The sequence below is a fragment of the Streptomyces sp. JNUCC 63 genome (assembly GCF_054366325.1).
This window is the reverse complement of the sequence record NZ_CM135963.1, coordinates 3,008,374-3,032,892: the sequence shown is the minus strand read 5'-3', so window position 1 is coordinate 3,032,892 and position 24,519 is coordinate 3,008,374. Positions and strand designations below refer to the sequence as shown.

At 71.3% G+C, this 24,519-nt stretch carries 21 protein-coding genes; 14 read left to right on the top strand and 7 right to left on the bottom strand.

Features of this window, described 5'->3' with window-relative positions; all coding sequences use genetic code 11:
* Nucleotides 1-106: 106 nt before the first annotated feature.
* The 6 genes from ACX25U_RS13695 (at nucleotide 107) to ACX25U_RS13670 (ending at nucleotide 5,033) form a co-directional block, all read left to right on the top strand.
* Nucleotides 107-892: a DUF4328 domain-containing protein gene (locus ACX25U_RS13695; protein ID WP_454391955.1), complete on the top strand. Its 786-nt coding sequence runs from the start codon at nucleotides 107-109 to the stop codon at nucleotides 890-892.
* 155 nt (nucleotides 893-1,047) lie between these two features.
* Nucleotides 1,048-1,614 carry a hypothetical protein gene (locus ACX25U_RS13690; protein ID WP_454391953.1) on the top strand — a complete coding sequence of 189 codons (567 nt, stop codon included), beginning with the start codon at nucleotides 1,048-1,050 and terminating at the stop codon, nucleotides 1,612-1,614.
* Nucleotides 1,615-1,745: 131 nt separating this feature from the next.
* Nucleotides 1,746-2,132, top strand: a complete 387-nt coding sequence (locus ACX25U_RS13685; protein ID WP_454394261.1) for a hypothetical protein — start codon at nucleotides 1,746-1,748, stop codon at nucleotides 2,130-2,132.
* A gap of 134 nt (nucleotides 2,133-2,266) precedes the next feature.
* Complete coding sequence (locus ACX25U_RS13680) at nucleotides 2,267-2,893, top strand: RNA polymerase sigma factor (protein WP_454391951.1); 627 nt, start codon at nucleotides 2,267-2,269, stop codon at nucleotides 2,891-2,893.
* A gap of 293 nt (nucleotides 2,894-3,186) precedes the next feature.
* Entirely contained in the window at nucleotides 3,187-3,849 is a 663-nt protein-coding gene (locus tag ACX25U_RS13675; RefSeq protein ID WP_454394259.1) for an RNA polymerase sigma factor, read from the top strand.
* Nucleotides 3,849-5,033: an extensin gene (locus tag ACX25U_RS13670; RefSeq protein ID WP_454391949.1), complete on the top strand. Its 1,185-nt coding sequence runs from the start codon at nucleotides 3,849-3,851 to the stop codon at nucleotides 5,031-5,033. Before ACX25U_RS13675 ends, ACX25U_RS13670 begins: the two co-directional genes overlap by 1 nt.
* A gap of 211 nt (nucleotides 5,034-5,244) precedes the next feature.
* Here the strand turns inward: ACX25U_RS13670 and ACX25U_RS13665 are convergent, their stop codons facing one another.
* Nucleotides 5,245-6,081: a L,D-transpeptidase family protein gene (locus ACX25U_RS13665; protein WP_454391947.1), complete on the bottom strand. Its 837-nt coding sequence runs from the start codon at nucleotides 6,079-6,081 to the stop codon at nucleotides 5,245-5,247.
* A gap of 274 nt (nucleotides 6,082-6,355) precedes the next feature.
* On the opposite strand from ACX25U_RS13665, the gene ACX25U_RS13660 reads away from it, so the two are divergent.
* From ACX25U_RS13660 to leuE, 3 genes are all read left to right on the top strand, one after another.
* The gene (locus ACX25U_RS13660) at nucleotides 6,356-7,936 is read left to right on the top strand and encodes an acyl-CoA mutase large subunit family protein (RefSeq protein WP_454391945.1); all 1,581 of its coding nucleotides are present in this window, start codon (nucleotides 6,356-6,358) and stop codon (nucleotides 7,934-7,936) included.
* A 92-nt stretch (nucleotides 7,937-8,028) separates the two neighbouring features.
* Nucleotides 8,029-8,604 (top strand): Uma2 family endonuclease, encoded by a 576-nt coding sequence (locus tag ACX25U_RS13655; protein WP_454391943.1) that lies wholly within the window; start codon nucleotides 8,029-8,031, stop codon nucleotides 8,602-8,604.
* A 60-nt stretch (nucleotides 8,605-8,664) separates the two neighbouring features.
* Nucleotides 8,665-9,315, top strand: a complete 651-nt coding sequence (gene leuE, locus ACX25U_RS13650; RefSeq protein WP_454391941.1) for a leucine efflux protein LeuE — start codon at nucleotides 8,665-8,667, stop codon at nucleotides 9,313-9,315.
* Between the two features lie 25 nt (nucleotides 9,316-9,340).
* Here leuE and ACX25U_RS13645 read toward each other — a convergent pair whose 3' ends face one another.
* Nucleotides 9,341-10,498: an acyltransferase family protein gene (locus ACX25U_RS13645; RefSeq protein ID WP_454391939.1), complete on the bottom strand. Its 1,158-nt coding sequence runs from the start codon at nucleotides 10,496-10,498 to the stop codon at nucleotides 9,341-9,343.
* Nucleotides 10,499-10,812: 314 nt separating this feature from the next.
* Between ACX25U_RS13645 and ACX25U_RS13640 the strand changes: the two genes are divergently transcribed.
* From ACX25U_RS13640 to ACX25U_RS13630, 3 genes are read left to right on the top strand one after another with little or no spacing between them, the layout of a single operon-like run.
* Nucleotides 10,813-12,258, top strand: coding sequence for a glycosyltransferase family 29 protein (locus tag ACX25U_RS13640; RefSeq protein WP_454391937.1), 1,446 nt, complete (start codon nucleotides 10,813-10,815; stop codon nucleotides 12,256-12,258).
* Nucleotides 12,255-14,618, top strand: a complete 2,364-nt coding sequence (locus tag ACX25U_RS13635; RefSeq protein WP_454391935.1) for a glycosyltransferase — start codon at nucleotides 12,255-12,257, stop codon at nucleotides 14,616-14,618. The genes ACX25U_RS13640 and ACX25U_RS13635 overlap by 4 nt, the downstream gene beginning before the upstream one ends.
* A gap of 3 nt (nucleotides 14,619-14,621) precedes the next feature.
* The gene (locus ACX25U_RS13630; RefSeq protein WP_454391933.1) at nucleotides 14,622-16,376 is read left to right on the top strand and encodes a hypothetical protein; all 1,755 of its coding nucleotides are present in this window, start codon (nucleotides 14,622-14,624) and stop codon (nucleotides 16,374-16,376) included.
* Nucleotides 16,377-16,421: 45 nt separating this feature from the next.
* Here the strand turns inward: ACX25U_RS13630 and ACX25U_RS13625 are convergent, their stop codons facing one another.
* From ACX25U_RS13625 to ACX25U_RS13605, 5 genes are all read right to left on the bottom strand, one after another.
* Nucleotides 16,422-17,690, bottom strand: coding sequence for an NAD(P)/FAD-dependent oxidoreductase (locus ACX25U_RS13625; protein ID WP_454391931.1), 1,269 nt, complete (start codon nucleotides 17,688-17,690; stop codon nucleotides 16,422-16,424).
* A complete protein-coding gene (locus ACX25U_RS13620; RefSeq protein WP_454391929.1) occupies nucleotides 17,687-18,133 on the bottom strand; it encodes a GtrA family protein in 447 nt (148 codons plus the stop codon). The genes ACX25U_RS13625 and ACX25U_RS13620 overlap by 4 nt, the downstream gene beginning before the upstream one ends.
* Complete coding sequence (locus ACX25U_RS13615; protein ID WP_454391927.1) at nucleotides 18,123-19,148, bottom strand: glycosyltransferase family 2 protein; 1,026 nt, start codon at nucleotides 19,146-19,148, stop codon at nucleotides 18,123-18,125. Before ACX25U_RS13615 ends, ACX25U_RS13620 begins: the two co-directional genes overlap by 11 nt.
* A gap of 135 nt (nucleotides 19,149-19,283) precedes the next feature.
* Nucleotides 19,284-20,615, bottom strand: a complete 1,332-nt coding sequence (locus ACX25U_RS13610; RefSeq protein WP_454391926.1) for an alpha-2,8-polysialyltransferase family protein — start codon at nucleotides 20,613-20,615, stop codon at nucleotides 19,284-19,286.
* On the bottom strand, nucleotides 20,615-21,592 hold the full coding sequence (locus ACX25U_RS13605) for a glycosyltransferase family 2 protein (protein WP_454391924.1): 978 nt from the start codon (nucleotides 21,590-21,592) through the stop codon (nucleotides 20,615-20,617). Before ACX25U_RS13605 ends, ACX25U_RS13610 begins: the two co-directional genes overlap by 1 nt.
* Before the next feature lie 199 nt (nucleotides 21,593-21,791).
* Here ACX25U_RS13605 and ACX25U_RS13600 point away from each other — a divergent pair, with 199 nt between their 5' ends.
* Nucleotides 21,792-23,126 carry a DUF6716 putative glycosyltransferase gene (locus ACX25U_RS13600; protein ID WP_454391922.1) on the top strand — a complete coding sequence of 445 codons (1,335 nt, stop codon included), beginning with the start codon at nucleotides 21,792-21,794 and terminating at the stop codon, nucleotides 23,124-23,126.
* Nucleotides 23,127-23,164: 38 nt separating this feature from the next.
* Nucleotides 23,165-24,508 (top strand): cytidylyltransferase domain-containing protein, encoded by a 1,344-nt coding sequence (locus tag ACX25U_RS13595; RefSeq protein ID WP_454391921.1) that lies wholly within the window; start codon nucleotides 23,165-23,167, stop codon nucleotides 24,506-24,508.
* The last annotated feature ends 11 nt before the right edge of the window (nucleotides 24,509-24,519 follow it).

Sequence of the window (24,519 nt, the reverse complement as noted above, 5' to 3'; positions counted from 1 at the left end):
ATCGAGTAGACGTGCGAGAGCGGGACCCCGTAGGTTCCGGGTGCCGCGCTCGATGCTCCTGGGGAGCCCGCGGCGGTTCCAGGACGACACCTCGGGGGGACTCACCATGATCTGCGCGCGTTGCCGGCACTTCGCGGCGGTGCCCGGCGGCACTTTGTGCACCGGTTGCTCGGCCGTTCCGGCGCCGGCCGTCCCACCGCCCGCGGGGGCACCCGCCGCCTGGCTGCGCTCGCCGGTCGGACTGGGCCGGGCCGCGGCCGTGCTGCTCGGCCTCGTCATCGCCACCGACCTGTTCGCCATCTGGGCGGACGCCGTGATGTACGGCGTCGCGGGTGACCTCATGAACGGCCCGGTCGGCGGGGACGTGACGCGGCGGGCCGACGACGCGGACCGGCTCTACGCCGTCGCGGGCGTCGTGCAGACCGCCGCGCTGCTCGCCAGCTGTGTCGTCTTCCTGTGCTGGTTCCACCGGGTGCGGGTCAACGCCGAGGTGTTCGACCCGTTCGGGCACAGCAAGAAGCGCGGCTGGGCGATCGGCGCGTGGTTCACCCCGGTCGTCAGCCTGTGGTTCCCGCGCCGGATCACGCTGGACATCTGGGACGCCAGCAGCCTCCGGGACCGGCCCGGGTCGCATGGGCTGGTCAACGCCTGGTGGACGTTGTGGATCATCGACTTGGTGGTGGGCCGTGCCGCGTTCACCACCTACAGCCGGGCCGAAACGGCCGAGGAACTGCGCAAGGCCGCCGGGCAGATGCTGTTCTCCGACGCCCTCGACGCCGTGGCCGCCGTACTTGCCATCCTTGTCGTGCTCCGGCTGACCCGGATGCAGCACGAGAAGGCGCTGCGGGGGCCGGCGCCGACCGCGGCCTGCCCCTCCTTTCCGACGCGCTGACCGCCGACCTCGATCGCTGGCCGAAATCTTTTCTTCCGCCTTCTGTCGTCCTTCTCTCGACTGCGTGTGATCGCCGTGTGACACTACCGGGCGATCGCACACAGTGATGGCAAGTGCGGGCTCCGTGGAGATCGGCGCCCTGCAAGGAGGCGTGGATGAGCCTGGTGGAACTGATCGCGCAGGCCGACGAGCGCGGACTGGCCGCCAGCGGGCTGGCTTGTTTGGATCGGTGCGTACCGCTGCTCGGCGGCGACGACGAGGTCCTGCGGCCGCTGTGGGGGAGCCTCGTCGACGACTCCCCCGGCGACGGCGACTGGGCCGAACGGCTTCAGCAGGCGCGCGGCGCGCTGGAGACGGCCGGCGGGGAGGAGGCCGTCGAGGACGAGGCCGCGCTGCTGGTCCGCCGGATGCTGGCCGCCGCGCCGGCCGTCCGGTCCGCTCCTGGGGTGCGGCAGTGGGCGGACGCCTGTTCGGTCGCCTCGCTCCAGATCCACCGGCTCCTCGACCCGGCCGAGGACGCCTCCCCGGTCGACTCGCGCCGTGAGGGGCGTACGGAGGGCATGTCGCCGCTCGTCGCCGCCGAGCTGCGCCGGCAGATCACCGTCCTGGAACTGCTCGCCGGGCACGGCCCCGCCGGACTCCGCCAGGCGCTGGAGATCTCCACCGAGGGACGCCGTGTCCTGCGCGCCGTGGTGTCCCGCCGGGCCCGCAGCCGGGCGTGAAAGCCGTGTGAGCCTCCTGCGGGCGCGGTGCGGAAACCTTGCGCCGTTCCTGCGCCGGTTGCGGAAAAGCCCCGGATACGGGTGACGAAGAGCACGCGGAACGCGCTCTTCCGTATATGGCAGCGCAGGATGTGACGACTCAGCGGCAGACCAGGCCGCACGCCGCCACCAGGCCGGTGCGGTGGGCGACGGACGCCGCGGCGGCGATGGGTGCCCGGCTGCGACCGGACTACTCGGCGCAGAGCCTGTGGCGGGTCGACCGGGTGATCGAGGAGATGCGGCGCGAGGGCGCACCGCCCGGCGCCCTGGGCGACGTGCTGCGCGGCTTCGGGGCCTACGCCGGCGAGGTGATCGTCCGCCACGGCGGAGCCGAGTGGTGGGCGACCGGTGGCGAGCACTGGGTCCGTACACCCGACGGACGGCTGTGGGACCCGATCGACGAGGCCCGGCGCTGCTACGCGGGCCACGGCTCGCTGCGACTGCTCTGCCGGGACGCCATGAGCGGGCGGCGGAACTGAGCCGTGCGCAAGGGGCCGCTGACGAGCTGTGACACTTCTGTGAGAGCCGACGCTGATGACCGTGGGGGGCGTGGACACAACCGGACACACGGTGGTGCGCACGTCTGGGGACTCGCTACGGACGAGGACAGTTCTTGGGCCAGGGAGGGGAACCCCGCCGCACGCAGGCGTACGACGGGGAGCTGGGTGCGGCCGTCGCGCGGGCCCAGGAAGGCGACGAGGAGGCCTTCGCGGCCGCGTACCGGATCGTGCAGCCCGGACTGCTCGGGTACCTGCGCGGCCTCGTCGGGAACGACGCCGAGGACGTGGCGTCGGACGCCTGGCTGGAGATCGCCCGCGACCTGGGCCGGTTCCGGGGCGACGGGGCGGGCTTCCGCGGCTGGACGGCGACCATCGCCCGGCACCGGGCGCTCGACCATCTGCGCCGGCAGCGCGTGCGGCCCCGGGGCACCGCGCTCGAACAGGACGTCCTGAACCTGCCCGGCCCGTACAGCACCCATGACCAGGCCCTGGAGTCCATCACCACCGAGCAGGCCCTCGCGCTCCTGAGACGGCTGCCCCGCGACCAGGCCGAGGCCGTGCTGCTCCGTGTGGTCGTCGGCCTCGACGGCCCCGCCGCCGCGCGTGTTCTCGGCAAGCGGCCCGGCGCGGTGCGCACCGCCGCCCACCGGGGGCTGAAGCGGCTGGCCCGGCAGCTCGGCGCGGAGGGCGACGGCGACGGGAGTTCGCAAGGGGAGGGAAGGGGCCGGTCGGCCGAGTAGGTCCTGCCGGAGCGGACCGAGGCAACGGCCGGGGCCGCCACCCCCCACAGGAGAGGCCCCGGCCGTCGCGCGGCACGGGCCGCGCGGCGGCCCGTACTCTCTACAGCGCCGCGGGTGCGCTTTCCGTCACACCTCATCCCCACTTTGGTTAGTTGCACGTTGTACGGTCATGGACGAGAGGCGGTTTCAGGCCGTAACGTGCCTTTCGCGCCGGGCGCGGGACGGGCACGATCACCGCAAACCATCGGTGGCCGCGCTGCCGCAACGATTCACTCGATCACTTGAGGAACCACGTGCTGGGGGACGACGCGGAGCTGACCGCCGCGGTGCTTGCGGCACAGGACGGGGACGAGACCGCGTTCCGGACTGTGTACCGCGCCGTGCACCCACGGCTGCTCGGATACATACGCACGCTGGTCGGCGACCCGGACGCCGAGGACGTGGCGTCCGAGGCCTGGCTGCAGATCGCCCGCGACCTCGAGCGCTTCAGCGGGGACGCCGACCGGTTCCGCGGCTGGGCCGCCCGGATCGCCCGCAACCGCGCGCTCGACCACATCCGCATGCGCGGCCGCCGCCCCGCGATCGGCGGTGACGAAACGGAACTGACCGGCAGGGCCTCGGAGTCCGACACCGCGGGCGAGGCCATGGAGGCGCTGGCCACCGGCAGCACCCTCTCGCTCATCGCCCAGCTCCCGCAGGACCAGGCCGAGGCCGTCGTGTTGCGCGTGGTCGTGGGCCTGGACGCCAAGACCGCCGCCGAAACGCTCGGCAAGCGGCCCGGTGCCGTACGCACGGCCGCGCACCGCGGTCTGAAGCGGCTCGCGGAACTACTCGGCGACGATCCGGAATCCCCCCATGTGCTCGACGCGCTGCCGCCCCCGCGGAAACCGCGGGGCCGTGCGGTGACGTCCGCCGGTGTGACGCATATGCGTGCCCGGACGCAGAAGGACATGTGATGGCCGACGAGCAGTACAGGTGGCTGGACCGCGATACGGCGGAGCGACTGCTGCGCGGAGAGTCACTGGACACCGTCGACGCCACCGCCCGTGATCAGGCCGAACGACTCGCCAAGGCGCTCGGAGCCCTCTCCGCCGAACCGCCCGTTCCCGCCTTCCCCGCCTCGGCCGACGCCGAACTGCCCGGCGAGGCCGCCGCGCTGGCCGCCTTCCGCAAGGCGCGCGCGGAGCGGGCGGCGGAACATGCCTGCACACAGGCCGCGGCCCTTGAAACGCCCACCGGGCCCGCCGACGCGGGGCTCGTCCGCATCGGCACGCACGCGCGTGGCTTCCGTACCGGGGACACGCGCGCACGCGCCGGGCGTCCGCGCTGGACCCGCCCGGTACGTCTCGCGCTGTCGGCCGCGCTGGCCGCCGGCGCGGTCGGCGGAGTCGCGACGGCGACCACGACCGGCGTACTGCCGACACCGTTCGGCGGTGACGAGCAGCCGGTGCCCGGCGCCTCCGTCTCGGCCCAGGCGACGCCCGGACGCTCCTTGAGCCCGCCCTCGCCCGACGGCACCACGAGCGGCGGTCCGGGCACGCCGGCGCCCGGCGGCACCACGGCCGGCTCTTCCGAGGCCGGGAGTGTCGCGGGCGACTCCGGTACCATCCCCGGCCACGACGCCACCGCCGGCGCCGACGACACCCGGGGCGGTACCACCGGCGGGCGGGGCCGCCTGGTCTCGGCCTGCCGCGACCTGCGCGACGGCAAGGGCCTGGACGCCGACCGCAGGCGCGTCCTGGAGGGGGCGGCCGGCGGCTCCGCGCGCGTGTGGACGTACTGCAAGGGCGTCCTGAAGTCGGCCGACGGCCGAACCGGTGACGTGGGCGGCAAGGGCCGGGGCGAGAACCAGGGCGGCGGCCGCGACGACAAGGGCGGTCAGAAGGGCCGTGGAGGCCAGGGCGGCCAGGGCAACCAAGGCGGCCAGGGCAACCAGGGCGACCAGGGCAACCAGGGCGACCAGGACGGTCAGGGCGACGACGAAGGCGGCCACAAAGGCCGCCACAAGGGCGGTCACGAACGTGGTCACGGAGGCGGCCACCGCCACGGGAAGAGCGCCGTCACGCCCCCGGCCCTCGCTCCGCAGCCCCCGAAGAGAACGCCCGCCTCCTCGGCCACTCATCCCGGTGACCGTCTCTGACCTGCGGTTTCGCACCTCGTGAAATTTTCTCTCGGCGGGGTGTGACGTTTTCGCCCGCCGCGGCGCAGTAATGAGTGAGCCGACTGGTCATCGGCTGTCGCACAGAGCCGGGGTTCCCCCCGTACCCACGGCTCGTGCATTCGGCGCGGGCGGGACACGTTCCCCCGGTCCCGCCCGCGCCCTGTCTCCTCTCTTTTTCTCTCCCCTCGTCTCACCAGTGCACGACGACCTTGTCGCCGACCCGCACCTGCGCGAACAGCTGTGAGACGGCCGTCTCGTCCCGTACGTTGACGCACCCGTGCGAGCCGCCCGCGTAGCCGCGGGCCGCGAAGTCGTAGGAGTAGTGCACGGCCTGACCGCCACTGAAGAACATGGCGTACGGCATGGGGGAGTGGTAGAGCGTCGACACATGGTGCCGTGACTTCCAGTAGACCTGGAACACACCCTCGCGGGTGGGCGTGTACTGCGTGCCGAACCGCACCGCCATCGTCGAGACCGTCCGCCCGCCGATCATCCAGCGCAGGGTCCGGCTGGTCTTGTCGATGCACAGCACCCGGCCGGTCCGGCAGCGAGGGTCGGGCGTGCCGGCCGGCTGCCCGCCCATCCGGTACAGCTCCCACCTGCCCGGTTCGCGCGTCATCCGCAGCAGCCGCTGCCAGGTGACCGTGTCGGTCCGCCCGGTCCGCGACAGCCCGCGCTTGCCCTGGAAGCCCTTGACGGCCTGTTCCGTCAGATCGTCGTAGGACCCGGTGGGCCCGTCGAACAGCCAGCCGATCTGGCGCAGCCGGGCCTGGAGTTCCCGCACGCCACGGCCGCTGTCGCCGCGGGACCACAGGACCTGCGCGGCGGTGCGGGCCGGGGCCGGGGCCGGATTCTTCGCCGGCCCCGTGCCGCCGCCGGGGGCGGGACCGCCGGGCGGCCGGGTGGCCGGGATCTCGATGTGCACCGGGGAGCGGTGCGTGCCGTCCGAGCCGGGAGCCCGCACCGTACAGCCGCACACCGCGGCCAGTGCCGCGGCCGCGGCGACGGCGGCGATCGGTCTCCTCATGCCCCCGGTACGCATGGCGCCCCCCCGCTGTCTCACCGGTGTCCGTCTCCGGCGGTACACCGGATGTCTCCCCACGCGTGACGGGTGGCGAACCACGGGGCAAGGTGGGGAGACAGAAGACACAAGGACGAGGAGCCGCCGGTCTGTGAGCAAGGTCCCAGCGCGGGGCACTCCACCCGGCGCACGGCCGCCGCTACAGTCCGTAGCGAGGGTTGGCTGTACCGGCGAGTAACTGGCGAGTAACCGAGAAATTCAGAACGCGGAGGCACACACCATGGCGCGCGAGTCGGAGTCCGGGCTGCCCATCGAGCCGGTCTACGGGCCGGATGCCCTGGAGGGCTGGGACCCGGCCGAGAAGCTGGGCGAGCCGGGGTCGTACCCGTTCACCCGCGGCGTGTACCCCACGATGTACACCGGCCGCCCCTGGACCATGCGCCAGTACGCCGGCTTCGGTACGGCCACGGAGTCCAACGCCCGCTACAAGCAGCTGATCGCCAACGGCACGATGGGCCTGTCCGTCGCCTTCGACCTGCCCACCCAGATGGGCCACGACTCCGACGCGCCGATCGCGCACGGCGAGGTCGGCAAGGTGGGCGTGGCCATCGACTCCGTCGACGACATGCGGGTGCTGTTCGGCGGGATCCCGCTGGACAAGGTGTCGACGTCGATGACGATCAACGCCCCGGCCGCGCTGTTGCTGCTCCTCTACCAGCTGGTGGCGGAGGAGCAGGGCGTCCCGGCCGACAAGCTCACGGGCACGATCCAGAACGACGTGCTGAAGGAGTACATCGCGCGCGGGACGTACATCTTCCCGCCCAAGCCCTCGCTGCGCCTGATCGCGGACATCTTCAAGTACTGCAAGGCCGAGATCCCCAAGTGGAACACCATCTCGATCTCCGGCTACCACATGGCGGAGGCGGGCGCGTCCCCCGCGCAGGAGATCGCGTTCACGCTCGCCGACGGCATCGAGTACGTCCGCACGGCGGTCGCGGCAGGCATGGACGTCGACGACTTCGCGCCCCGCCTGTCCTTCTTCTTCGTCGCCCGTACGACGATCCTGGAGGAGGTCGCCAAGTTCCGCGCGGCCCGCCGGATCTGGGCGCGGGTGATGAAGGAGGAGTTCGGCGCGAAGAACCCCAAGTCGCTGATGCTGCGCTTCCACACCCAGACGGCGGGCGTGCAGCTGACGGCCCAGCAGCCCGAGGTCAACCTGGTCCGCGTCGCCGTCCAGGGCCTGGCGGCGGTCCTCGGCGGCACCCAGTCCCTGCACACGAACTCCTTCGACGAGGCCATCGCGCTGCCGACCGACAAGTCCGCGCGCCTGGCCCTGCGCACGCAGCAGGTCCTGGCGTACGAGACCGACGTGACCGCGACGGTCGACCCCTTCGCCGGTTCCTACGTCGTCGAGAAGATGACCGACGACGTCGAGGCGGCCGCGCTGGAACTGATGCGGAAGGTCGAGGACCTCGGCGGCGCGGTCAACGCCATCGAGCACGGCTTCCAGAAACAGGAGATCGAGCACAGCGCCTACCGCATCGCCCAGGAGACCGACTCCGGCGAGCGCGTGGTCGTCGGCGTCAACCGCTTCCAGCTCGACGAGGAGGAGCCGTACGAACCGCTCCGCGTCGACCCCGCCATCGAGGCCCAGCAGGCGGAGCGGCTGGCCAAGCTCCGCGCCGAGCGGGACCAGGCGGCGGTGGACACGGCGTTGGAGTCCCTGAAGAAGGCCGCCCAGGGCGAGGACAACGTCCTGTACCCGATGAAGGAGGCCCTGCGGGCGCGGGCGACCGTGGGCGAGGTGTGCAACGCGCTGCGGGAGGTCTGGGGGAACTACGTGCCGTCGGATGCGTTCTGACCTGCACGATTCCTCCGAATGGGTGATCGGGGACGGAAACCGTCCGTCCCCGGTTACGCTCGTGGAGAGTGGGCCCCGAAAAGGAGGACGCCATGGCCGTACTGCAGCAGGAGCTGACCCTGGGCGAGGCTGCCGACCAGCTTGCCCGTGCACTGCCTGGCCACCGCGTGGAGATTCTCCAGGGGAGGCTCACTGCGACACCGCCGCCGGACAGCTCGCATGGACGGTCACTGACGAAGTTGTGCAGGGCGCTCGAGCGTGCGGGTATCGAGGGAACCGGTGCTGAATGGATCCAGGGCATCGGCCTTTGGCTGCCTACGCTGCCCGAGGACTTCGCCATCCCCGACCTCTCTGTCGTGGATGAGGACATCGACGACGCCCATGTCACCAAGAACTACTACGCCCCACACGCTTTCCGTCTGGTCGTGGAAGTGACGTCGTCCAACTGGTCCGACGACCTTGGCCCCAAGGTCGAGTGCTACGCCCAGGCAGGTATCCCGGCCTACCTCATCGCGGACCGCAAGCACGACGAGGTACTCCTCTTCACTCGCCCGGTGGACGGGAAGTATCCCGACCCACAGCGCTTCAAGCGCGGGCAGACCGTGCCCGTGCCGGAGTCCGTCGGACTCCGCGTCGAGCTCTCCGTCGACACCCTCCTCGACGGCTGACCGTCTCGTCCCAGGGAACCCCCAACCGGAGTGTCGTACTCCCGTGCGACACTCCTTGCCATGTTCGGTGTCGTTCATCTCCCCACCTACCTGGCGGGACTCATCCTCATCGTCCTGCTGCCCGGGCCCAACTCGCTCTACGTGCTGTCCGTCGCCGCCCGGCGCGGGACACGCGCCGGGTACACCGCCGCGGCGGGTGTCTGGTGCGGGGACACCGTGCTGATGACGCTGGGGGCGGCCGGGGCCGCCTCCCTGCTGAAGGCGAACCCCGTGCTGTTCGGAATCGTGAAGTACGCGGGCGCCGGATATCTGACCTGGCTCGCGATCGGGATGCTGCGGGCCGGCTGGGGGATGTGGCGGACGCGACGGGAGCAGGCGGCGCCCGGGGATCCCGCCCCGGCGGCCGCCGACGAGCGGCCGTTCCGGCGCGCCTTCGTCGTCAGCCTGATCAACCCCAAGGCGATCCTGTTCGTCATCGCCTTCTTCGTGCAGTTCGTCGACCCGGCCTACGCCTACCCGGCCCTCTCCTTCGTCATCCTCGGCGCCCTGCTCCTGCTGGCCAGCTCCCTCTACCTCAGCGCCCTGATATTCGGTGGCACGAAGCTCGCCGCCGCCTTCCGCCGCCGCAGGCGCCTGTCGGCAGGGGCGACCTCGGCGGCGGGCGCCCTGTTCCTGGGCTTCGCGGTGAAGCTGTCCCTGGCGAGCGCGTAGGGTTCAGCGCCCGGCGGCGCGGGTCCTACAGCCGTGGCCGAGACAGTGCCGTACGCAGCTTCGGTGTCAGCCACTGCTCCACGTACCGGTTCAGCAGCCAGGCCAGCAGCAGCATCGAGGCGAGCGTCAGGGCGAAGGTGACCGCCGCCGACAGGTGCAGGCCGTGGTGCAGGGCATGGATCACCACCCAGCCGAGGTGTTCGTGGACCAGGTAGAAGGGGTACGTCAGCGCCCCGGCCACCGTCAGCCAGCGCCAGTTCGCCCAGTTCAGCCGGCCCAGCGCGATCGCCCCGACCGCCACGAAGCCGAAGGCGACCACGAGGGTGATGCCGAGGAAGGTGCGGTGGGCGAAGGCGTTCGGGTCCGAGGCGTTCCACAACTCCCGCACCGCGTAGTGCTGTCCGATCAGGAAGCTCACGGCCACGATGCCCCACGCGTAGGCGTCCCGCCGGTCGCGGTGGACGAGGTAGAGGCCGACGCCGCCGATGAAGAACGGCGCGTACTGCGGCATCAGGACGAGGTCGAGCAGCGGCTGGTGCGCGGCCTGCGCGATCGCCGCCGCCAGCGTCCAGCCCGCGCAGAACAGGATCACGCGCCGCCGGTTCGCCCCAGGCAGCACGACGCACACCGCGAACAGCGCGTAGAACCGGATCTCCACCCAAAGGGTCCAGCACACCCCGAGCACCCGATCCACACCCAAAGGCTGCTGAAGCAGCGTCAGGTTCACCAGCGCGTCGCTCGGTGACACCGCCTCGTAGGCGACCATCGGCAGTGCGAACACCGCCGTCACGAGGATGACCGCGGCCCAGTAGGCCGGCATCAGCCGGGAAGCCCGGGAGGCGAAGAACGATGCCAGGGACCGACCCCAGCCGCTCATGCAGATCACGAAGCCGCTGATCACGAAGAAGACCTCGACGCCGAGGCAGCCGTAGGCGGCGTACGCGTGCAGTGTGGGGAACTGGAGCTTGGGCGAGATACCCCAGGCCTGGGTGACGAAACCGCCGCGGCCGCTGTAGTGGTAGACCGCCACCATCAGCGCGGCTATGAGTCGCAGGCCGTCGAGGGCGCGCAGCCTGCCCCCCGAGGTTTTCGCCCGGGGCGGATCGGCCGGAGCGCCCCGGTCCCGGACGAGAGCAGCCTCGGCAGGCTGCGGCTTCGACGTGCCCACGACCGTTTCGGTCACGCTTTCACCCCTCATGGTGCGCCGCGGGCTCTGTTTCCGCGCACTCCGGACCAAATGAGCCGGGGTCGGAGAAGAGCCGCCTACGCGAACCCTAAGGCGTCACCGTGAGCGCTTTTGTTCGGTGAGGTCGTCGTTTGTCTGCCGGTCCTCATTGGTTCACCGAGGTGTCGCATTGGTTTCTTACCGTTCTTCAACCTTCCCCCAGGCCCTTGGCAAAGCCATGCCGTTTTCCCACTGTTCAGAGCAGGAGCACCATGACGAGGGTTCGCAGCAGATGGTCACGTTCCCGGCCCGGGGGACCGGCGCCGGCGTCGGTGGACCCCGGTCCCCCGGCTGCCGAGGTCGCCCCGACCGAGCTGGAGGACTGTCTGCGCGCATGCGCCGTGCACAGCGGCAAGGTCGTCGGGAGCCTCGACGCCCGGCGCACGGCCCTGGCCGAACAGCTGCGTCAGCTGCTCGCCCTCTGGGCCGGACAGCAACAGCCCGCACCGGCGGCGTCCGCGGCGGGCAGCCTGCTGCGGCGCGGTCCCAAGGCGTTCACCGGAGGTATCGGCAACGAACTGCTCGACGCCCTCCTTGCCGTCGGCAACAAGGCGCTGGCCTGCGGCTATGACGACGAGCTGAACCTGGCGCTGCTCGTCAGCGACACCGTCCTGACCCAGCGCAAGAACTCCCGCGCCGGCTGGCGGCTGCGCGGCCGGCTGCTGGAGGCCATGGGTCTGCCGGTCGCCGCGCTCGAGGCCTACGAGCGTTACCTGGACCTGACGAAGGAAGACGGGTTCGGCACCGCGTCCCGGATCGCGGGCATCCGCACCGCCCAGGAGCGGCGCGCGGAACTGCTCGCGCTGCTCGAGCGCGACGTCCCGGCCGCCGCCCGGTTCGACGAGCGGCCCCCGACCGACGTGTGGGCCGAGGGCCTGCAGGCGCATGCCGACGGTGACTGGGGCGGCGCACAGGCCCGCCTGGTGGGCGCCCTGCTCGCCATGGACCGCACCGGATCCCCCGAGCAGGACTTCCAGGAGGCGCTCAGTCAGTACCTCGACCTGGCCACCGGCGTCCACGTCCGGCCCACGGCCGAACTGACCGAGGTCATCGCCCTCTTCGCCGAGATGCGCCGCGTCCGTCTGCGCGGCCCCCTGCAGGACCCGCTCTTCGGCGGTGTGGAGTGGCTCACTCTCGGCGAGTTCCGCAACCAGATCGCCGGAAAGTCCATCTGCCTGGTCGCCAATTCCGGCAAGGTCGGCCAGAGTTCCATGGGCTCCGAGATCGACGCGTACGACCTCGTCGTACGCTTCAACTCGTACCGGATCGACCCCGTCCACACCGGCGAGCGGACGGACATCCACGTCACCATCCACAAGCACGGGTTCAACTGGGATCAGCCGGTGACCACCCGTCTCGTCTTCGGCGGGAGCTCCCCCGACTGGAAGCACTCCCTGCGCAACCGGCTGGTGCCGGGGGCGCAGCGGTATCTCGGTGACGAGTCGCTGCGCTGGCCCGTACGCAACATCGGCAACCTCGACTCCGGCGTGTTCGCCGGGATCCCCACCAGCGGCTTCAACATGCTCTGGCTGCTCGACTTCCTCGACGTCAGCCCCACCCTGGACCTGATCGGCTTCGACTTCTACGAGAGCGGCGCGTACCGCATCGACGCCGCGATGAAGCTGCCCATCACGTCCGTCCACGAATACACCACTGAGAAGGCGTGGGTCATGGAACGGGCCCAGAGCGTCTCCGGCATGAGGATCTCCCTGCGATGACCGCGACCCCTGTTTCCGCCTCCGGCCCCGTCGTCACCGCGGCCGGGTCCCCGGCACCGGCCGTCGACGAGGGCTCCGCCCGCACGCTCACCGGCAAGCGCCGCATCGCCTTCGCCAGCTTCGTGGACGAGAACTACCTGCCCGGGTTCCTCGCCCTGCTTCGCTCGCTCGCGCTGTCCAACCCGGAGGTGTGCGAGGACTTCATCGTCCTGCACGACGACCTGCGCCCCTCCTCCATAGCCCGGATACGCGCCTTGCACCCGCGGATCGTGCTGCGCCGCGTCGACGCCGACCACTACGACTCGTACGTCAAGGGCGACCAGGACAACTACCTCGTGCGCAAGGCGTACTTCATCCTCGACGTCTTCCGCATCCGCGACTACGACACCGTGATCACTCTGGACACGGACATGGTGGTCCTCGGCTCCCTGAACGAACTGCTCACGCTGCGGGAGGGGTTCGCGGCCGTGCCGCAGTTCTTCTACGGGGAGTCCAAGCTCAACAGCGGCCTGCTGGTCATCCAGAAGGAACACCTGAGCGACGAATTCTGCGCGAGGATCGACGAGATCGGCCGCGCCGGCACCTACGAGCTGGACAAGCACGACCAGGGCATCCTGAACGCCCTGTTCGACGGCGACTTCGTCCGTCTCGACCCGAAGTACAACTTCGTCAAGCGCCGCCTGTCCGGGGACCTTCCGGTGCCCGAGGACACGGCCGTCCTGCACTTCACCGGCAGGCACAAGCCGTGGCAGGGCGGAGAGGCGGGTTACCAACTGGCGCAGGAGCGCTGGCGCGAGTTCGACATGGACGACGCCGAGCTGCACGCCGCCTACCTCGCCCTCCCCGCCCCCCTGCACCACGACCTGCTCGTGCACTACGGCACACCGCACGTGGAGCGCACCGGCGACGTCGACATCGCCCGCCGGGTCGCCCTCGCGCACATCGGCGCGGGCGACTACCAGGCCGCCGTCGACATCATGGAGCGGGTGCACATCCCGGTCGACGAGGCCTGGCCGCACGAGGTCTACGGGCACGCCCTGATGAGCGTCTCCCGGTACGACGAGGCCAGGGCCCAGCTGCTGTTCGCCACCGCCGCTCCCAACCGCGCCGCCACGGCCTTCGCCCGGCTCGCCCAGATCGCCTGGGTCCACGGCGACGACGCCACCGCGCAGAAGTACGCCCTGGCCGGGGTCGGCGTCGACCCCACACACCGGGCCGGCCGTCTGTGGCAGCGCCGCACCCTCGGCGGCGTGCCGGCCCAGCAGCAGGGCAGCCCCGAGGACCAGCTGGCGCACGTCGCCTTCTACATGGACCGTCAGGGCAACGCGGGCGACAAGCTCCTTCCGGAGAGCGTCCGCCTCGCCTTCGGGCCCGACACCACGTCCCGCCGCTGGCACTCGGTGCACGCCCACCGGCTGTTCGACGAGGCGGCGCTGGAGCGGGTCAACGCCCGCCGCGGCCTGATCATCGGCGGCGGCGGACTGTTCATCCCGGACACCATGCCCAATGGCAACAGCGCCTGGCAGTGGAACGTCCCCGACGCCCTACTGGACCGCATCGACGTGCCCATCGCGGTCTACGCCGTGGGGTTCAACGCCTTCGACGGCCAGTCCTACCGCGCCGAGCGGTTTCGCGCCTCGCTGCGTCTCCTCGTGGAGCGGGCGGCCTTCTTCGGGCTGCGCAACCACGGCTCGATCGAGAAGGTGCGCGCCATGCTCCCGGCGCACCTGCACGACAAGGTGCGCTTCCAGCCGTGCCCCACCACGGTCACCCGGCAGCTCGTCGCCGACTGGCAGGACCCGGCGCGGCGCGACGACACCATCCTGATCAACGCCGCCTACGACCGCGCCGGGCTGCGCTTCGGCCACGACTACGGCTACTTCCTGGCGCAGATGGCCAAGGCGGTGAAGGGCCTGGGCGAGCTCGCCGAGGTGAAGTGCGTGGCGCACTCGCTGGACGACGAGAAGATCGTCTTCGACCTGCGCCGCGAGTACGGCATCTCGATGCCCGTCATCCCGATGTACGACTTCGAGAACGACGCGATCCGCGACCTGTACGCCCGTACCAAGCTGGTGATCGGCATGCGCGGGCACGCCGGCATGATCCCGTTCGGCTGCGGCACGCCCATCATCAGCCTGATCTCGCACCCGAAGATGGCGTACTTCCTGCACGACATCGAACGGCCCGAGTGGGGCGTGTCCGTGCACGACCGCGACCTCGGCGCACTGCTCGTGGAGCGCGCCCGGGGCCTGCTGGCCGACCACGACGCGACCGTCGCCGACGTGCACGGCCGGCAGCAGGAGCTGTGGAAGGTCACCGAGACCAACGCCGCGGACCTGCGCGCCGTCCTGGGCGGCTGACCCGTGCCGACCGTACCGGCCGACGGGGTCGGCGACACGCACGCCACCCCCCGGCCCCCCAGGGGCGTGCGCCGCTCACCGCTGTGGTGGCCGGCGGTCGCCCTGCCCGCCGCGGTGGCCGTGGTGTACACCGTGGCCACCCGGCGACTGACCGGCGATCTCCACTACGTCCTCGGCGCGCTGCGGACCGGTGGGGAAGCCGGCTACTCGCCGTCGGAGGTGTTCACGCACCGGCCGTTCTTCTACCGGTGGTTGATCGCCGGCCTCGACCGGATCGCCTCCGGCGGCACGGGCCTGCGCGAGACCCTGGTGGAGACGGCCGGAGCGCTGCTCGCGGCCGCGGCTGCCGTGGCACTCCACTCGGCGCTGCTGCGCCGGGTCAGCGGGTGGGAGGCGGCGCTCACGGCGGGCGCCACCGGCCTCGCCCTGGCACTGGCCCCCCGTACCGACTTCCTCCAGCCGGAGTGGGCGGCGGCGGTGCTGACCGTGCTGGGCGTCGCCGCGGCGCTCGGCCCGGCCCGGCCGTGGCCGGCGGCGCTGCTCGCCGCTGTGCCGCTGGGGCTCGCGGTGATGATGAAGTACTCCACCGCCGCCACGGCCGCCGTCGGGGTGCTGCTCGTGTACGCCGTCGACCGGGGGCGGGCCGTGCGGCTCGCCCTGGTCGCGGCGCCCAGTGCGGTGGCCCTGTTCGGGCTGAGCATGCTCGCCGGGTCCCATGAGTGGCAGTGGACGCGGGACATGCCGCAGATCAACCAGTCGGCGCTGAGCCGCACCGGCATCCATCCGTCCTTCGTCGTCCAGCGCTCCGTGGACTTCCTGGCCGACCGGGCCGTGCTCAGCCCCGTACTGCTGCTTCTGCCCGGAGCGCTGCTGCTGGTCCTGGGCCGGGTGCGCGGGCGGCTGAGGCGCGCCGAACTGCTCCTGGTCGCCCTGGTCATCGGTCTCGCCGCGCAGGCCGTGGTGGTCGTGCAGGGCAACTGGTTCCTGTACCACGCGGCTCAGCTGCCCGTACTCGCCGCCGCCCTGTGGGGCCTCGCCGTGGGGGGCGCCCGCCGGTCGCCGCCTTGGCTGTTCGGTGCCGTGTCGCTGTGCTGCGGCGTGCTGCCCGTGCTGTACGCCCGGGCGCCGGAGGGCGTGCAGCGGCCGGCCGTGGTCTGGGCGGCGGGCGCCCTCGCGCTGTTCGCGGCCCTCGTGGACGCGCTGGTGGAGGCCCGCCGGAGGACCGGCGCCGAACGCGGGGCACGGCGCCCCGCACGTGGGGCGGGGCCGGCCGTGCTGGCCGCACTGGCCGGTGTGGTGTGCCTGGCCGCAAGCGTCTGGCCCGGTTCCCCGCACCTGGCGGCGCACGGCAGGGTCACGATGACCAGCGCCGCGTACCTGCGCGAGATGCGGGACACCGCCGCCGACGCCGACCGGCTACGGGCTCGGATGCCCGACGGCGCTCCGGTGCTCTACCTCGCCTTCGGCGACACGACGTACTACGTGGACCACCCGGCCCAGTGCCGCTACCCGATCGCCACCTTCCTCCAGCGCAGCCGCTTCCTCGCGGACGTCGCCGAACTGCCGTCGTTCCGGGAGAACGCCGACTGCGTCGACCACGACCCGGCTCCGTACGCGGTGCTGGACCGGGCCTGGTTCCGGCCCGGCAAGGTCGACCAGGACCTCGCGCGGCGCATCCGCGCCGAGTACGACTGCCCGCCCGCGAGCACCGGGACCAAGACGGTCCTGTGCGTGCGCAAGAGCGGTGGCGCGCGGTAGCACGGCCGACGCACTGCCGGGGCTGCCGGGACCGAAAAAAGGGGCTCAGCGCAGCCCGAGGGAGGCGGTGACCCTGCGGGCCAGTGCCACGGAGTAGCTCTGTCCCCGGTCCTGCGGATGGATCTGCGCCATCGTCACCAGCTTGACCCGGCTCATGGGTGTGTCGTGGCCGGGAATCAGCGAGCGGTACTCCGGCGTCACCACCGGCTGGGCGAACCCGGCCTTCGAGAAGTGCCAGTCCTTGACCCAGGACTCGTCGAACTCCGGGTTGATCCGCCGCAGATACGGCAGGAAGGCCGTCAGCAGGTCGGAGGGCGCGGAGGTGAACCGCCAGTCGTCGCGCTCCACGTAGTTGCCCACGTAGAGGATGTGCCGGCCGCCGTAGACGGACGGGTCGATCATCCGGGTGTGCTCGACCACTGCGAGGAACGGGAAGTCCGGCTCGTTGACATTGAGCCAGTAGTACGGGATCACGCTGCGGTCCAGTTCCAGCACGAAGCAGGTCGCGCCCAGGTACTGGTTCTTCCACACGGTGTCGTCGGTGGGCAGACCGGCCGCCTTGGCGAAGGCCGGCTGCGGAGTGGTGACGATCAGCTGGTCGAACTCGTACCTGGAGTCGTCCGCGCAGCGCACCACGGCGGGCGCGTCCGTGCCTTCCTGCCGGATGGACTCGACCGCCTTGCCGAACTCCACCTTGCCGCCGCGCTCCTCGACGCCGTCGCGCAGCGCCGCGTACACCCGCTCGAACCCGCCGTCCACATAGCCGAGTTCGAACGTGCGGCAGTGGATACGGGCCCACAGCCAGGCCATCGACACCTGCTCCGCACGCTCCCCGAACTTGCCGCGCAGCAGCGGCTCCCAGATCGCCTCGGTCGCGGTGCGACCCGCCCACCGGCGCAGCCAGGCCAGGGCGGTGCGGTCGTTGTACCGCTCACCGCCGCGGACCGCCTTCAGCACCGCCGACGATCCGGCGAACCGCACGGCGTCCAGCGGGGAGAAGTCCGGGAAGCGCAGCATGTCGAACGGGGTGGTGAAGTCGATCAACCGGCCCCCGCGGAAGATGCCCGTGGTCGGCTTGTGGAAGCGCAGCGCGTCGCCGAGCCCCAGCTCCTCGATCAGGGCGATCATGTCGCGGTCGCTGCGGAAGATGTGGTGGTAGTAGCGCTCCAGCGGAACGCCGCCCACATCCAACGACGCGGCCAGGCCGCCGAGTTCTCCGGCCGCCTCCAGCACGGTGACCTGGTGGCCGGCGCGTACGGCGTCCCAGGCGGCGGTCAGGCCGGTGGCACCCGCGCCGATGATGCCGAGGTTCATGCGAAGCTCCACTTTCTGTTGAGCACGAACTGGAGCGCCAGGACCAGTGGCAGTGAGCCCGCCTTGACGAGGTTGGCGTCGATCCCCAGTGCGTCGGTGAAGACGAGGAAGAGCAGGTTCGTCAGGGCGATCCCGGTCAGCCCGACGGCGTAGAAGCGCAGGAAGCGCACCACGATCCGGTCACGCCGTTCGAAGGTGAACAGCGCGTTGAGGACGAAGTTGTTGGCGATGCCGAGGGTGGTGCTGAGCGCGTTGGCGAACTGCTCGTCCATTCCCGCGGTGTTGTGCAGCAGCAGGAAGGCCACGAGGTCGAGCACGACGCCGCTGCCGCCGATCAGGGTGTAGCTCAGCAGCTGGCGCAGCGTGCGGGACCGGTCCTGGGCCGGGTTTCCGGGCGGTCGGCCGGGGGCCGTCTCGGCCGCGGCCGAGGTCTCAGACGCCACCGGGACCGACCCGCCCGTCCCCGTGGGAGCCGATCACCTCGCGCACCAGGTACAGCGGGCGTGCCTGGACCTCGCCGTAGATGCGCCCTATGTAGCTGCCCAGCACCCCCAGGGACAGCATCTGGGTGCCGCCGAGGAAGAGCACCACCACCATCAGCATCGTCCAGCCGGAGACGGTGATGTCGGGCCGGAAGAACTTCATCGCCAGCGCGTAGACGATGCCGATCAGTGACAGCAGCAGCACCACGAAGCCCAGCCGGGTGATCATCTTCAGCGGCACCGTGGAGAAGCTGGTCACCCCGTCGATCGCCAGCCGGGCCATCTTGCGCAGCGGGTATTTCGTCTCGCCCGCGAACCGCTCGTCGCGGTCGAACGCCACCTCGGTCTGGCTGAAGCCCATCGAGGCGACGATGCCGCGCACGAAGCGGCTGCGCTCGCGGTACCGGCGCAGCTCGTCGGCGACCCGCCGGTCCAGCAGCCGGAAGTCCCCGGTGTCCAGGGGGATGTCCACCTCGGCGCTGGCCCGCAGGACGCGGTAGTACAGGTGCGCCGTGGCCCGCTTGAACGCGGTGTCCTGCCGGGTGCGGCGGCGGGCGTGCACGATCTCGGCGCCCTCGCGCCAGGCGTCGATCAGCTCCAGGCTCACCCGCGGAGGGTCCTGGAGGTCGGTGTCCATCACGATCACCGCGTCGCCCACGGCAAGGTCGAGGCCGGCGGTGATGGCGATCTGGTGCCCGAAGTTGCGGGCGAAGTCGACCACCCGGACGCGTCCGTCGTCGCGCGCCAGGTCCCTGAGGATGGCGAGCGAGTCGTCACCGGAGCCGTCGTTGACGTACACCAGCTCGTAGTCGAGCTCCGGGCGGTCGGCGAGTACGGCCGTCAGTTCGGCGTGGAAGGCGGCGATGCCGTCCTGCTCGTTGTAGACCGGGAGCACGTACGAGATCAGCGGCCGTCGGCCCGGCTGCGGCTCGGGCCGCGCGAGCGGACCGGGAGCCGCGGTGCGAAGCGGAAGCATTGAGCGAAGCTATGGAAGATGCGTGAACCATGGCCGAACGGTCCACATCCGGGAGTCGTCTTCCCCGTTTCTCTTCGGAATCCCTTCGGGGAGCGTGTGGACCACCCGGTGATCCACACGCTCGTCCGCCCGCACTCAGCGGCGTACCGCCTTGCGCAGGGCACGGGCCCGCCGTACGACCCGGCGCGCCGTGGCATTGCGGGGGAGGAACGCAAGCCGCTCCGGGATGCCGCCCGGCAGCCCCAGCGAGGTGAGCCGACGGCGTTTGAAGTAGCGCTGGGTGCGCGGGCCGAAGTGCCGGGAGAGGAAGCGTTCCGCTGCCGGGCGCAGGTCCGGAAGGATCTGCGGCTGCATGGTGAAGCCGACGGCGGTGACCAGACCGGTCAGCGTGTCGGCGGCGATGGTGCCGTCCCCCTGCTCGTCCTCCAGGTCCGGCAGCAGCGCGTCGGCCAGGGTGAGGGGGACCCGGTTGCTGTTCTGGTAGGGCGTCAGGCGGTCGAGCAAGGGCTCGGTCCCGGTGCGGGCGACCGGCAGGCCGTAGAACGCGGAGGCGGTGAACAGCGCGGTCGAGAAGCATCCGACCACCAGCGCGGGCCGGGCCTTCTCGAACAGCACCTCGGCAAGGACGGGCAGGTCCAGGACGGTGAGGTCCACGCCGAGCCTGTCGGCCTCGGCCTCCAACACCCGGCTGTAGCGGGCCGGCGCGGTCGGGTGCGGCTTGAGGACGATCGAGCGGTGCCCGCGGGCGACCGCGCCCCGCATCATCCGCACGTGCAGGTCCTCCTCCTCCTCCGGGGAGAGGATGCCCAGCGCGGACAGGTACTGGCCGAGCAGGACGGCGGCATGGTCGGGCAGGGGCGGAAGCTGCGGCACGGCGTCGCCGAGCCGGCTCAGCACCTTCACGAACGCACCGGTCGGCACGGTCTGCGCGGGCACGTCGAACTCGGTCAGCAGCAGCGGGGTCAGGCCGGGGACCAGGTCCAGGTGGAGCAGCCGCCGCACCCGCGTGCCGACCAGCGGGTCGATCTTGTTGCGGGTGGGGCCGTAGCTCATCAGTCCGTCGGCGTAGACGTCGATGGGTGCCTCGGTGAACGACTGGGCGATGGCCAGGGCGGGGTTGACCTGGATGGATTCCATCACCAGGGCCACGCGGTCGTCGCCCAGGTCCCACAGCAGCCGCAGATAGCGTTCGAACAGAGGGATGTCGTCGGGGCGCGGGGACCAGGCTCCGGGGTGGAAGGGGCGGATGGCGTCGTTCCAGGACAGCACGGCGTCGAAGTGGTCGCGCAGCGGAGCGAAGCCCGGCATCTCGTCGACGGCGGGGGTGGTCTCCGGCGTCGCGGCGGTGTTGCACACCAGCAGCAGGCGCCGGTCCGCCTCGGGGAAGCAGTCGGACTCGATCGCGGCGGCCAGGGTGGCGGCGCCGTACAGCGTCGAGGCGCAGAAGATCTGGGTGGTTCGGGACATCAGGAGGCCGCCTTCGCTGTGGTGACCCGGCGGCGCAGTCGTCGCAGCCTGGAGGAACGGTTCAGGTCCATGGTGTCGAGAACGTCGGTGAGCAGTTCCTGGGGCATACGTTTGATCGCCGCGGCACTCATCGCCCGCAACCGCCCGGCCACGGCCGGTTCGAACTTGTCGATCTCCGACAGGTGATGGGCGATGATCGCGCAGTAGGTGCGCACGGCTTTCGGGAGCAGCTTGTCGCCGTCGGGGTCACCCGCCGTTTCCTCGATCACCTGGTCGAACGCGCGAATGAAGTCCAGCTGTCGTACGTCGCCGATCTGCGTCAGCGAAGAGGCGACACCCCGCCGGTAGAACACGCCCAGCAGGCCCACCACGGCGAAGGAGTCCGCCTCCCGGTGCAGCTTCCAGATCCACGGCCGGTCCTCGGCCGTGCGCAGGCCGTCGGTGAAGTGCAGCAGGCCGCGGTCGACGAGCCGGCGGTGATAGACGCCCGCCCACGCGTACGCGTAGTCGACCGAGGTGGAGCGGTCGGCGGGCAGGATCGCGTCGCGTGGATTCATCACCACACCGCGCCGGCCGTGCGGCACCCGGTGGATGGAGCGGGCCCGCGCGGTGCACTGGACATGGTCGGTGCGGATGAAGTCACACCCCAGGTTCTCGATGGCGGAGACGAGCTGGGGGTAGTAGCCGGGTGCGAGCCAGTCGTCCCCGTCGAGGAAGGTGAGGTACTCGCCGCGCGCCTTGTCGATTCCGGTGTTGCGCGCGGTCGCCAACCCTCCGTTCTTCTCGTGTCTGACGTACACCGCGCCCGGCAACTCGCGCTCCGCGCGCGCGAGAATGTCCGGCGTCTCGTCGCGCGAGCAGTCGTCGACAAGGATGAATTCGAAGTCCTCACGGGCGTTCGCACGCAGGCTCTTCAAAGTGTCGGACGCGTATTGCCGCACGTTGTAGAACGGCACGATGACGGAGAGCTTGACCACGTGGGTGACGGTAGGGGGCGGCCCCTTCCTGCGACTTTACCTTCAGTTTGAACGCGGGTGAACGACACGTGGCGATGGCGTGAACCCGCCTTGTTTTCACGCCGATCGCGGCCCGATTCGCCATTCGGCGAAGTGCTGTTAACCAGTTGTTGCCTTCGGGTTGGGTAGAACCTAGAAATGCCTTCCTACGGTCTTCGACGTGCCAGCAAGTGCGAAGAAGTCCCGGCGAGTGGCCGTTCTCGCGGATTCCGACACCCGGTGGAAATGGGGTTCCCTCACGGCGAACCGCATCGTTTCCGCCGGTGTTTCCCCCGACTCGGGTGAACCGGACATCCGCCTCGACGGCTACCTCCTGCGGGGCCGGGCCACCCCCACCGCCCGCCAGCTCAGGGAGGTCGGCGCCCGCGCGGACTCGCTCCGGGAGGTGACCGCCGTCGAGTTCCTGCGGGAGATGGCGGAGGAGCCGTACGACATCCTCGTGCTCGCCCTCGTCGGCGGCGGAGTCCAGGCGATGCTGCACGGACTGGCCCACGCCTGGCAGGGGCGCACCGAGCGGCCCGTGGTCGTCACCGGTTACGTCGGCGTCGTCTACGAGAAGCTCGCCGACGGCCTGCTGCTGCGCCACGGCGCGGACCTCGTCCTCGCCAACTCCCGTCAGGACGCCGAGCGCTTCCGGACCGTGTACGAGGGTGTGGGCGCCGACGCCTCCGCCGTCACCGAGGTCGCCCTGCCGTTCCTCGGCGGTACGGCCTACACCGGCCGGCACGACCCGTACACCGTGGTGTTCGCCGCCCAGCCCTCCGTGCCGGAGAGCCGCAAGGACCGTACGTACCTCCTCGACCGGCTGATCCGGCACGCCCGCCTGCACCCCGAGCGCGAGGTGCTGCTCAAGCTGCGCTCCAAGCCGGGCGAGCACACCACGCACATCGAGGAACTGCCGTACCAGAAGCTGGCGCAGAAGACCGAGCTGCCGCCCAACTTCCGCCTCGTGTACGGCCACATGGGCGAGGTCCTCGACCGTACCGACCTGCTGGTCACGGTCAGCTCCACCGCCGCCCTGGAGGCCCTGCACCGCCGTATCCCCACCGCCGTCCTCACCGACCTGGGCGTGCGCGAGCAGCTCGGCAACCACCACTTCGCCGGCTCCGGCTGCCTCGCCTCCTGGGACCAACTGGACGCCGGACACCGCCCGGTGCCCGACGAGGAGTGGGTGGCCCGGCAGGGCGTCGCCGCCGACGGGGGGTACGCCACGGCCTTCGACGCCGCCCGCGAGCGCATCGCCAAGCTGCTCGACCGCCCCGGCGGGCTGCCGCCCCTCGCCCCGTACTACACGCTCACGACCGCACCCGGCTATCTGCCCGGCATCCTCGCCCGCCACCACCTCGCCCCCGACGGCGCCCCGCTGCCCGGTGCCCCGGCCGCCGACCGGGAGCCGGGGCCGGTCCGGCAGATCGTCCGCCGCGCCGCCCGCGGCGCCTACCGCCACGGCGTACAGCGCGTCGCGCCCGTGATCCGGCGGATGGGGGAGCTGTGAGCGACCGCATCCCACGCCCACGTCAAGGAGCGAACCCCATGCCCCACGCCAACCCGGAAGCGGGCCCCGGCACCCCGGTGCGCCGTGTGCTCGCGGTGATCCCCGCGCGCGGCGGCTCCAAGGGCGTGCCCGCGAAGAACCTCGCCCCCGTCGGCGGCGTACCGCTGGTCGCCCGCGCCGTGCGCGAGTGCCGGGCGGCCCGGCTGGTGACCGACGTGGTGGTCTCCACCGACGACCAGGCCATCGCGGCCGCCGCCCGCCGGGCCGGCGCCGAGGTGGTGCTGAGGCCGGCCGCGATCGCCGGTGACACCGCCACCTCCGAGGCCGCCGTACTGCACGCCCTGGACGCGCACGAGACGCTGCACGGCTCCCCGGCCGACGTCGTCCTGCTCGTGCAGTGCACCAGCCCGTTCCTGGTCCGCGAGGACGTCGACGGGGTGGCCGCCGCGGTCGTCGAGAACGGCGCGGACACCGCGGTGACCGTGGCGCCCTTCCACGGCTTCGTGTGGCGGGACGCGGCGGACGAGGCGGTGACCGTCGGCACCGAGCCCACCGCGGCCGTCGGCGGCGGCATGAACGTCGTCGACTCCACGGCCACCGGCGGCGGTTACGGCGTCAACCACGACAAGTCCTTCCGCCCGCGCCGCCAGGACCGCCCCCAGGACCTGCTGGAGACGGGCGCGGCCTACGCGATGGACGCCAAGGGCTTCCGCGAGCACCGGCACCGCTTCTTCGGCCGTACGGAACTGGTGCGCACCGACCCCGCGCGGGTGCTGGAGATCGACGACCCGCACGACCTCGCCCGCGCCCGGGCCCTCGCGCCGCTCTTCGACGCGGACCTCCCCCAAGCTCTCGACTCCGCTCGAGCAGGGGGGACCCCCGTCGGCGCCCTCCCGACCGCCGACGACATCGACGCGGTCGTCCTCGACTTCGACGGCACCCAGACCGACGACAGGGTGCTGATCGACTCCGACGGACGGGAGTTCGTCTCCGTGCACCGCGGGGACGGCCTCGGCATCGCGGCCCTGCGGCGCAGCGGCCTGAAGATGCTGATCCTGTCCACGGAACAGAACCCGGTCGTCGCCGCCCGCGCACGCAAGCTCAAGCTCCCCGTGCTGCACGGCATCGACCGCAAGGACCTCGCCCTGAAGCAGTGGTGCGAGGAGCAGGGCATCGCGCCGGAGCGCGTGCTCTACGTCGGCAACGACGTCAACGACCTCCCGTGCTTCGCCCTCGTCGGCTGGCCCGTGGCGGTCGCGAGCGCCCACGACGTCGTACGCGACGCCGCACGCGCCGTCACCACCGTCCCCGGCGGCGACGGCGCGATCCGGGAGATCGCCGGCTGGATCCTCGGCCCCTCCCTCGATTCCCTCCCCAAGTAAGGAAAGCACCG

Bases quoted from the DNA above. Each gene is read 5' to 3' on its own strand.
- ACX25U_RS13635 (WP_454391935.1), top strand. From the start codon at position 12,255: ATGACCGCGACCCCTGTTTCCGCCTCCGGCCCCGTCGTCACCGCGGCC.
- ACX25U_RS13595 (WP_454391921.1), top strand. From the start codon at position 23,165: ATGCCCCACGCCAACCCGGAAGCGGGCCCCGGCACCCCGGTGCGCCGT.
- ACX25U_RS13670 (WP_454391949.1), top strand. From the start codon at position 3,849: ATGGCCGACGAGCAGTACAGGTGGCTGGACCGCGATACGGCGGAGCGA.
- ACX25U_RS13660 (WP_454391945.1), top strand. From the start codon at position 6,356: ATGGCGCGCGAGTCGGAGTCCGGGCTGCCCATCGAGCCGGTCTACGGG.
- ACX25U_RS13695 (WP_454391955.1), top strand. From the start codon at position 107: ATGATCTGCGCGCGTTGCCGGCACTTCGCGGCGGTGCCCGGCGGCACT.
- ACX25U_RS13615 (WP_454391927.1), bottom strand. From the start codon at position 19,148: ATGCTTCCGCTTCGCACCGCGGCTCCCGGTCCGCTCGCGCGGCCCGAG.
- ACX25U_RS13690 (WP_454391953.1), top strand. From the start codon at position 1,048: ATGAGCCTGGTGGAACTGATCGCGCAGGCCGACGAGCGCGGACTGGCC.
- ACX25U_RS13625 (WP_454391931.1), bottom strand. From the start codon at position 17,690: ATGAACCTCGGCATCATCGGCGCGGGTGCCACCGGCCTGACCGCCGCC.
- ACX25U_RS13610 (WP_454391926.1), bottom strand. From the start codon at position 20,615: ATGTCCCGAACCACCCAGATCTTCTGCGCCTCGACGCTGTACGGCGCC.
- ACX25U_RS13665 (WP_454391947.1), bottom strand. From the start codon at position 6,081: ATGAGGAGACCGATCGCCGCCGTCGCCGCGGCCGCGGCACTGGCCGCG.
- ACX25U_RS13655 (WP_454391943.1), top strand. From the start codon at position 8,029: ATGGCCGTACTGCAGCAGGAGCTGACCCTGGGCGAGGCTGCCGACCAG.
- leuE (WP_454391941.1), top strand. From the start codon at position 8,665: ATGTTCGGTGTCGTTCATCTCCCCACCTACCTGGCGGGACTCATCCTC.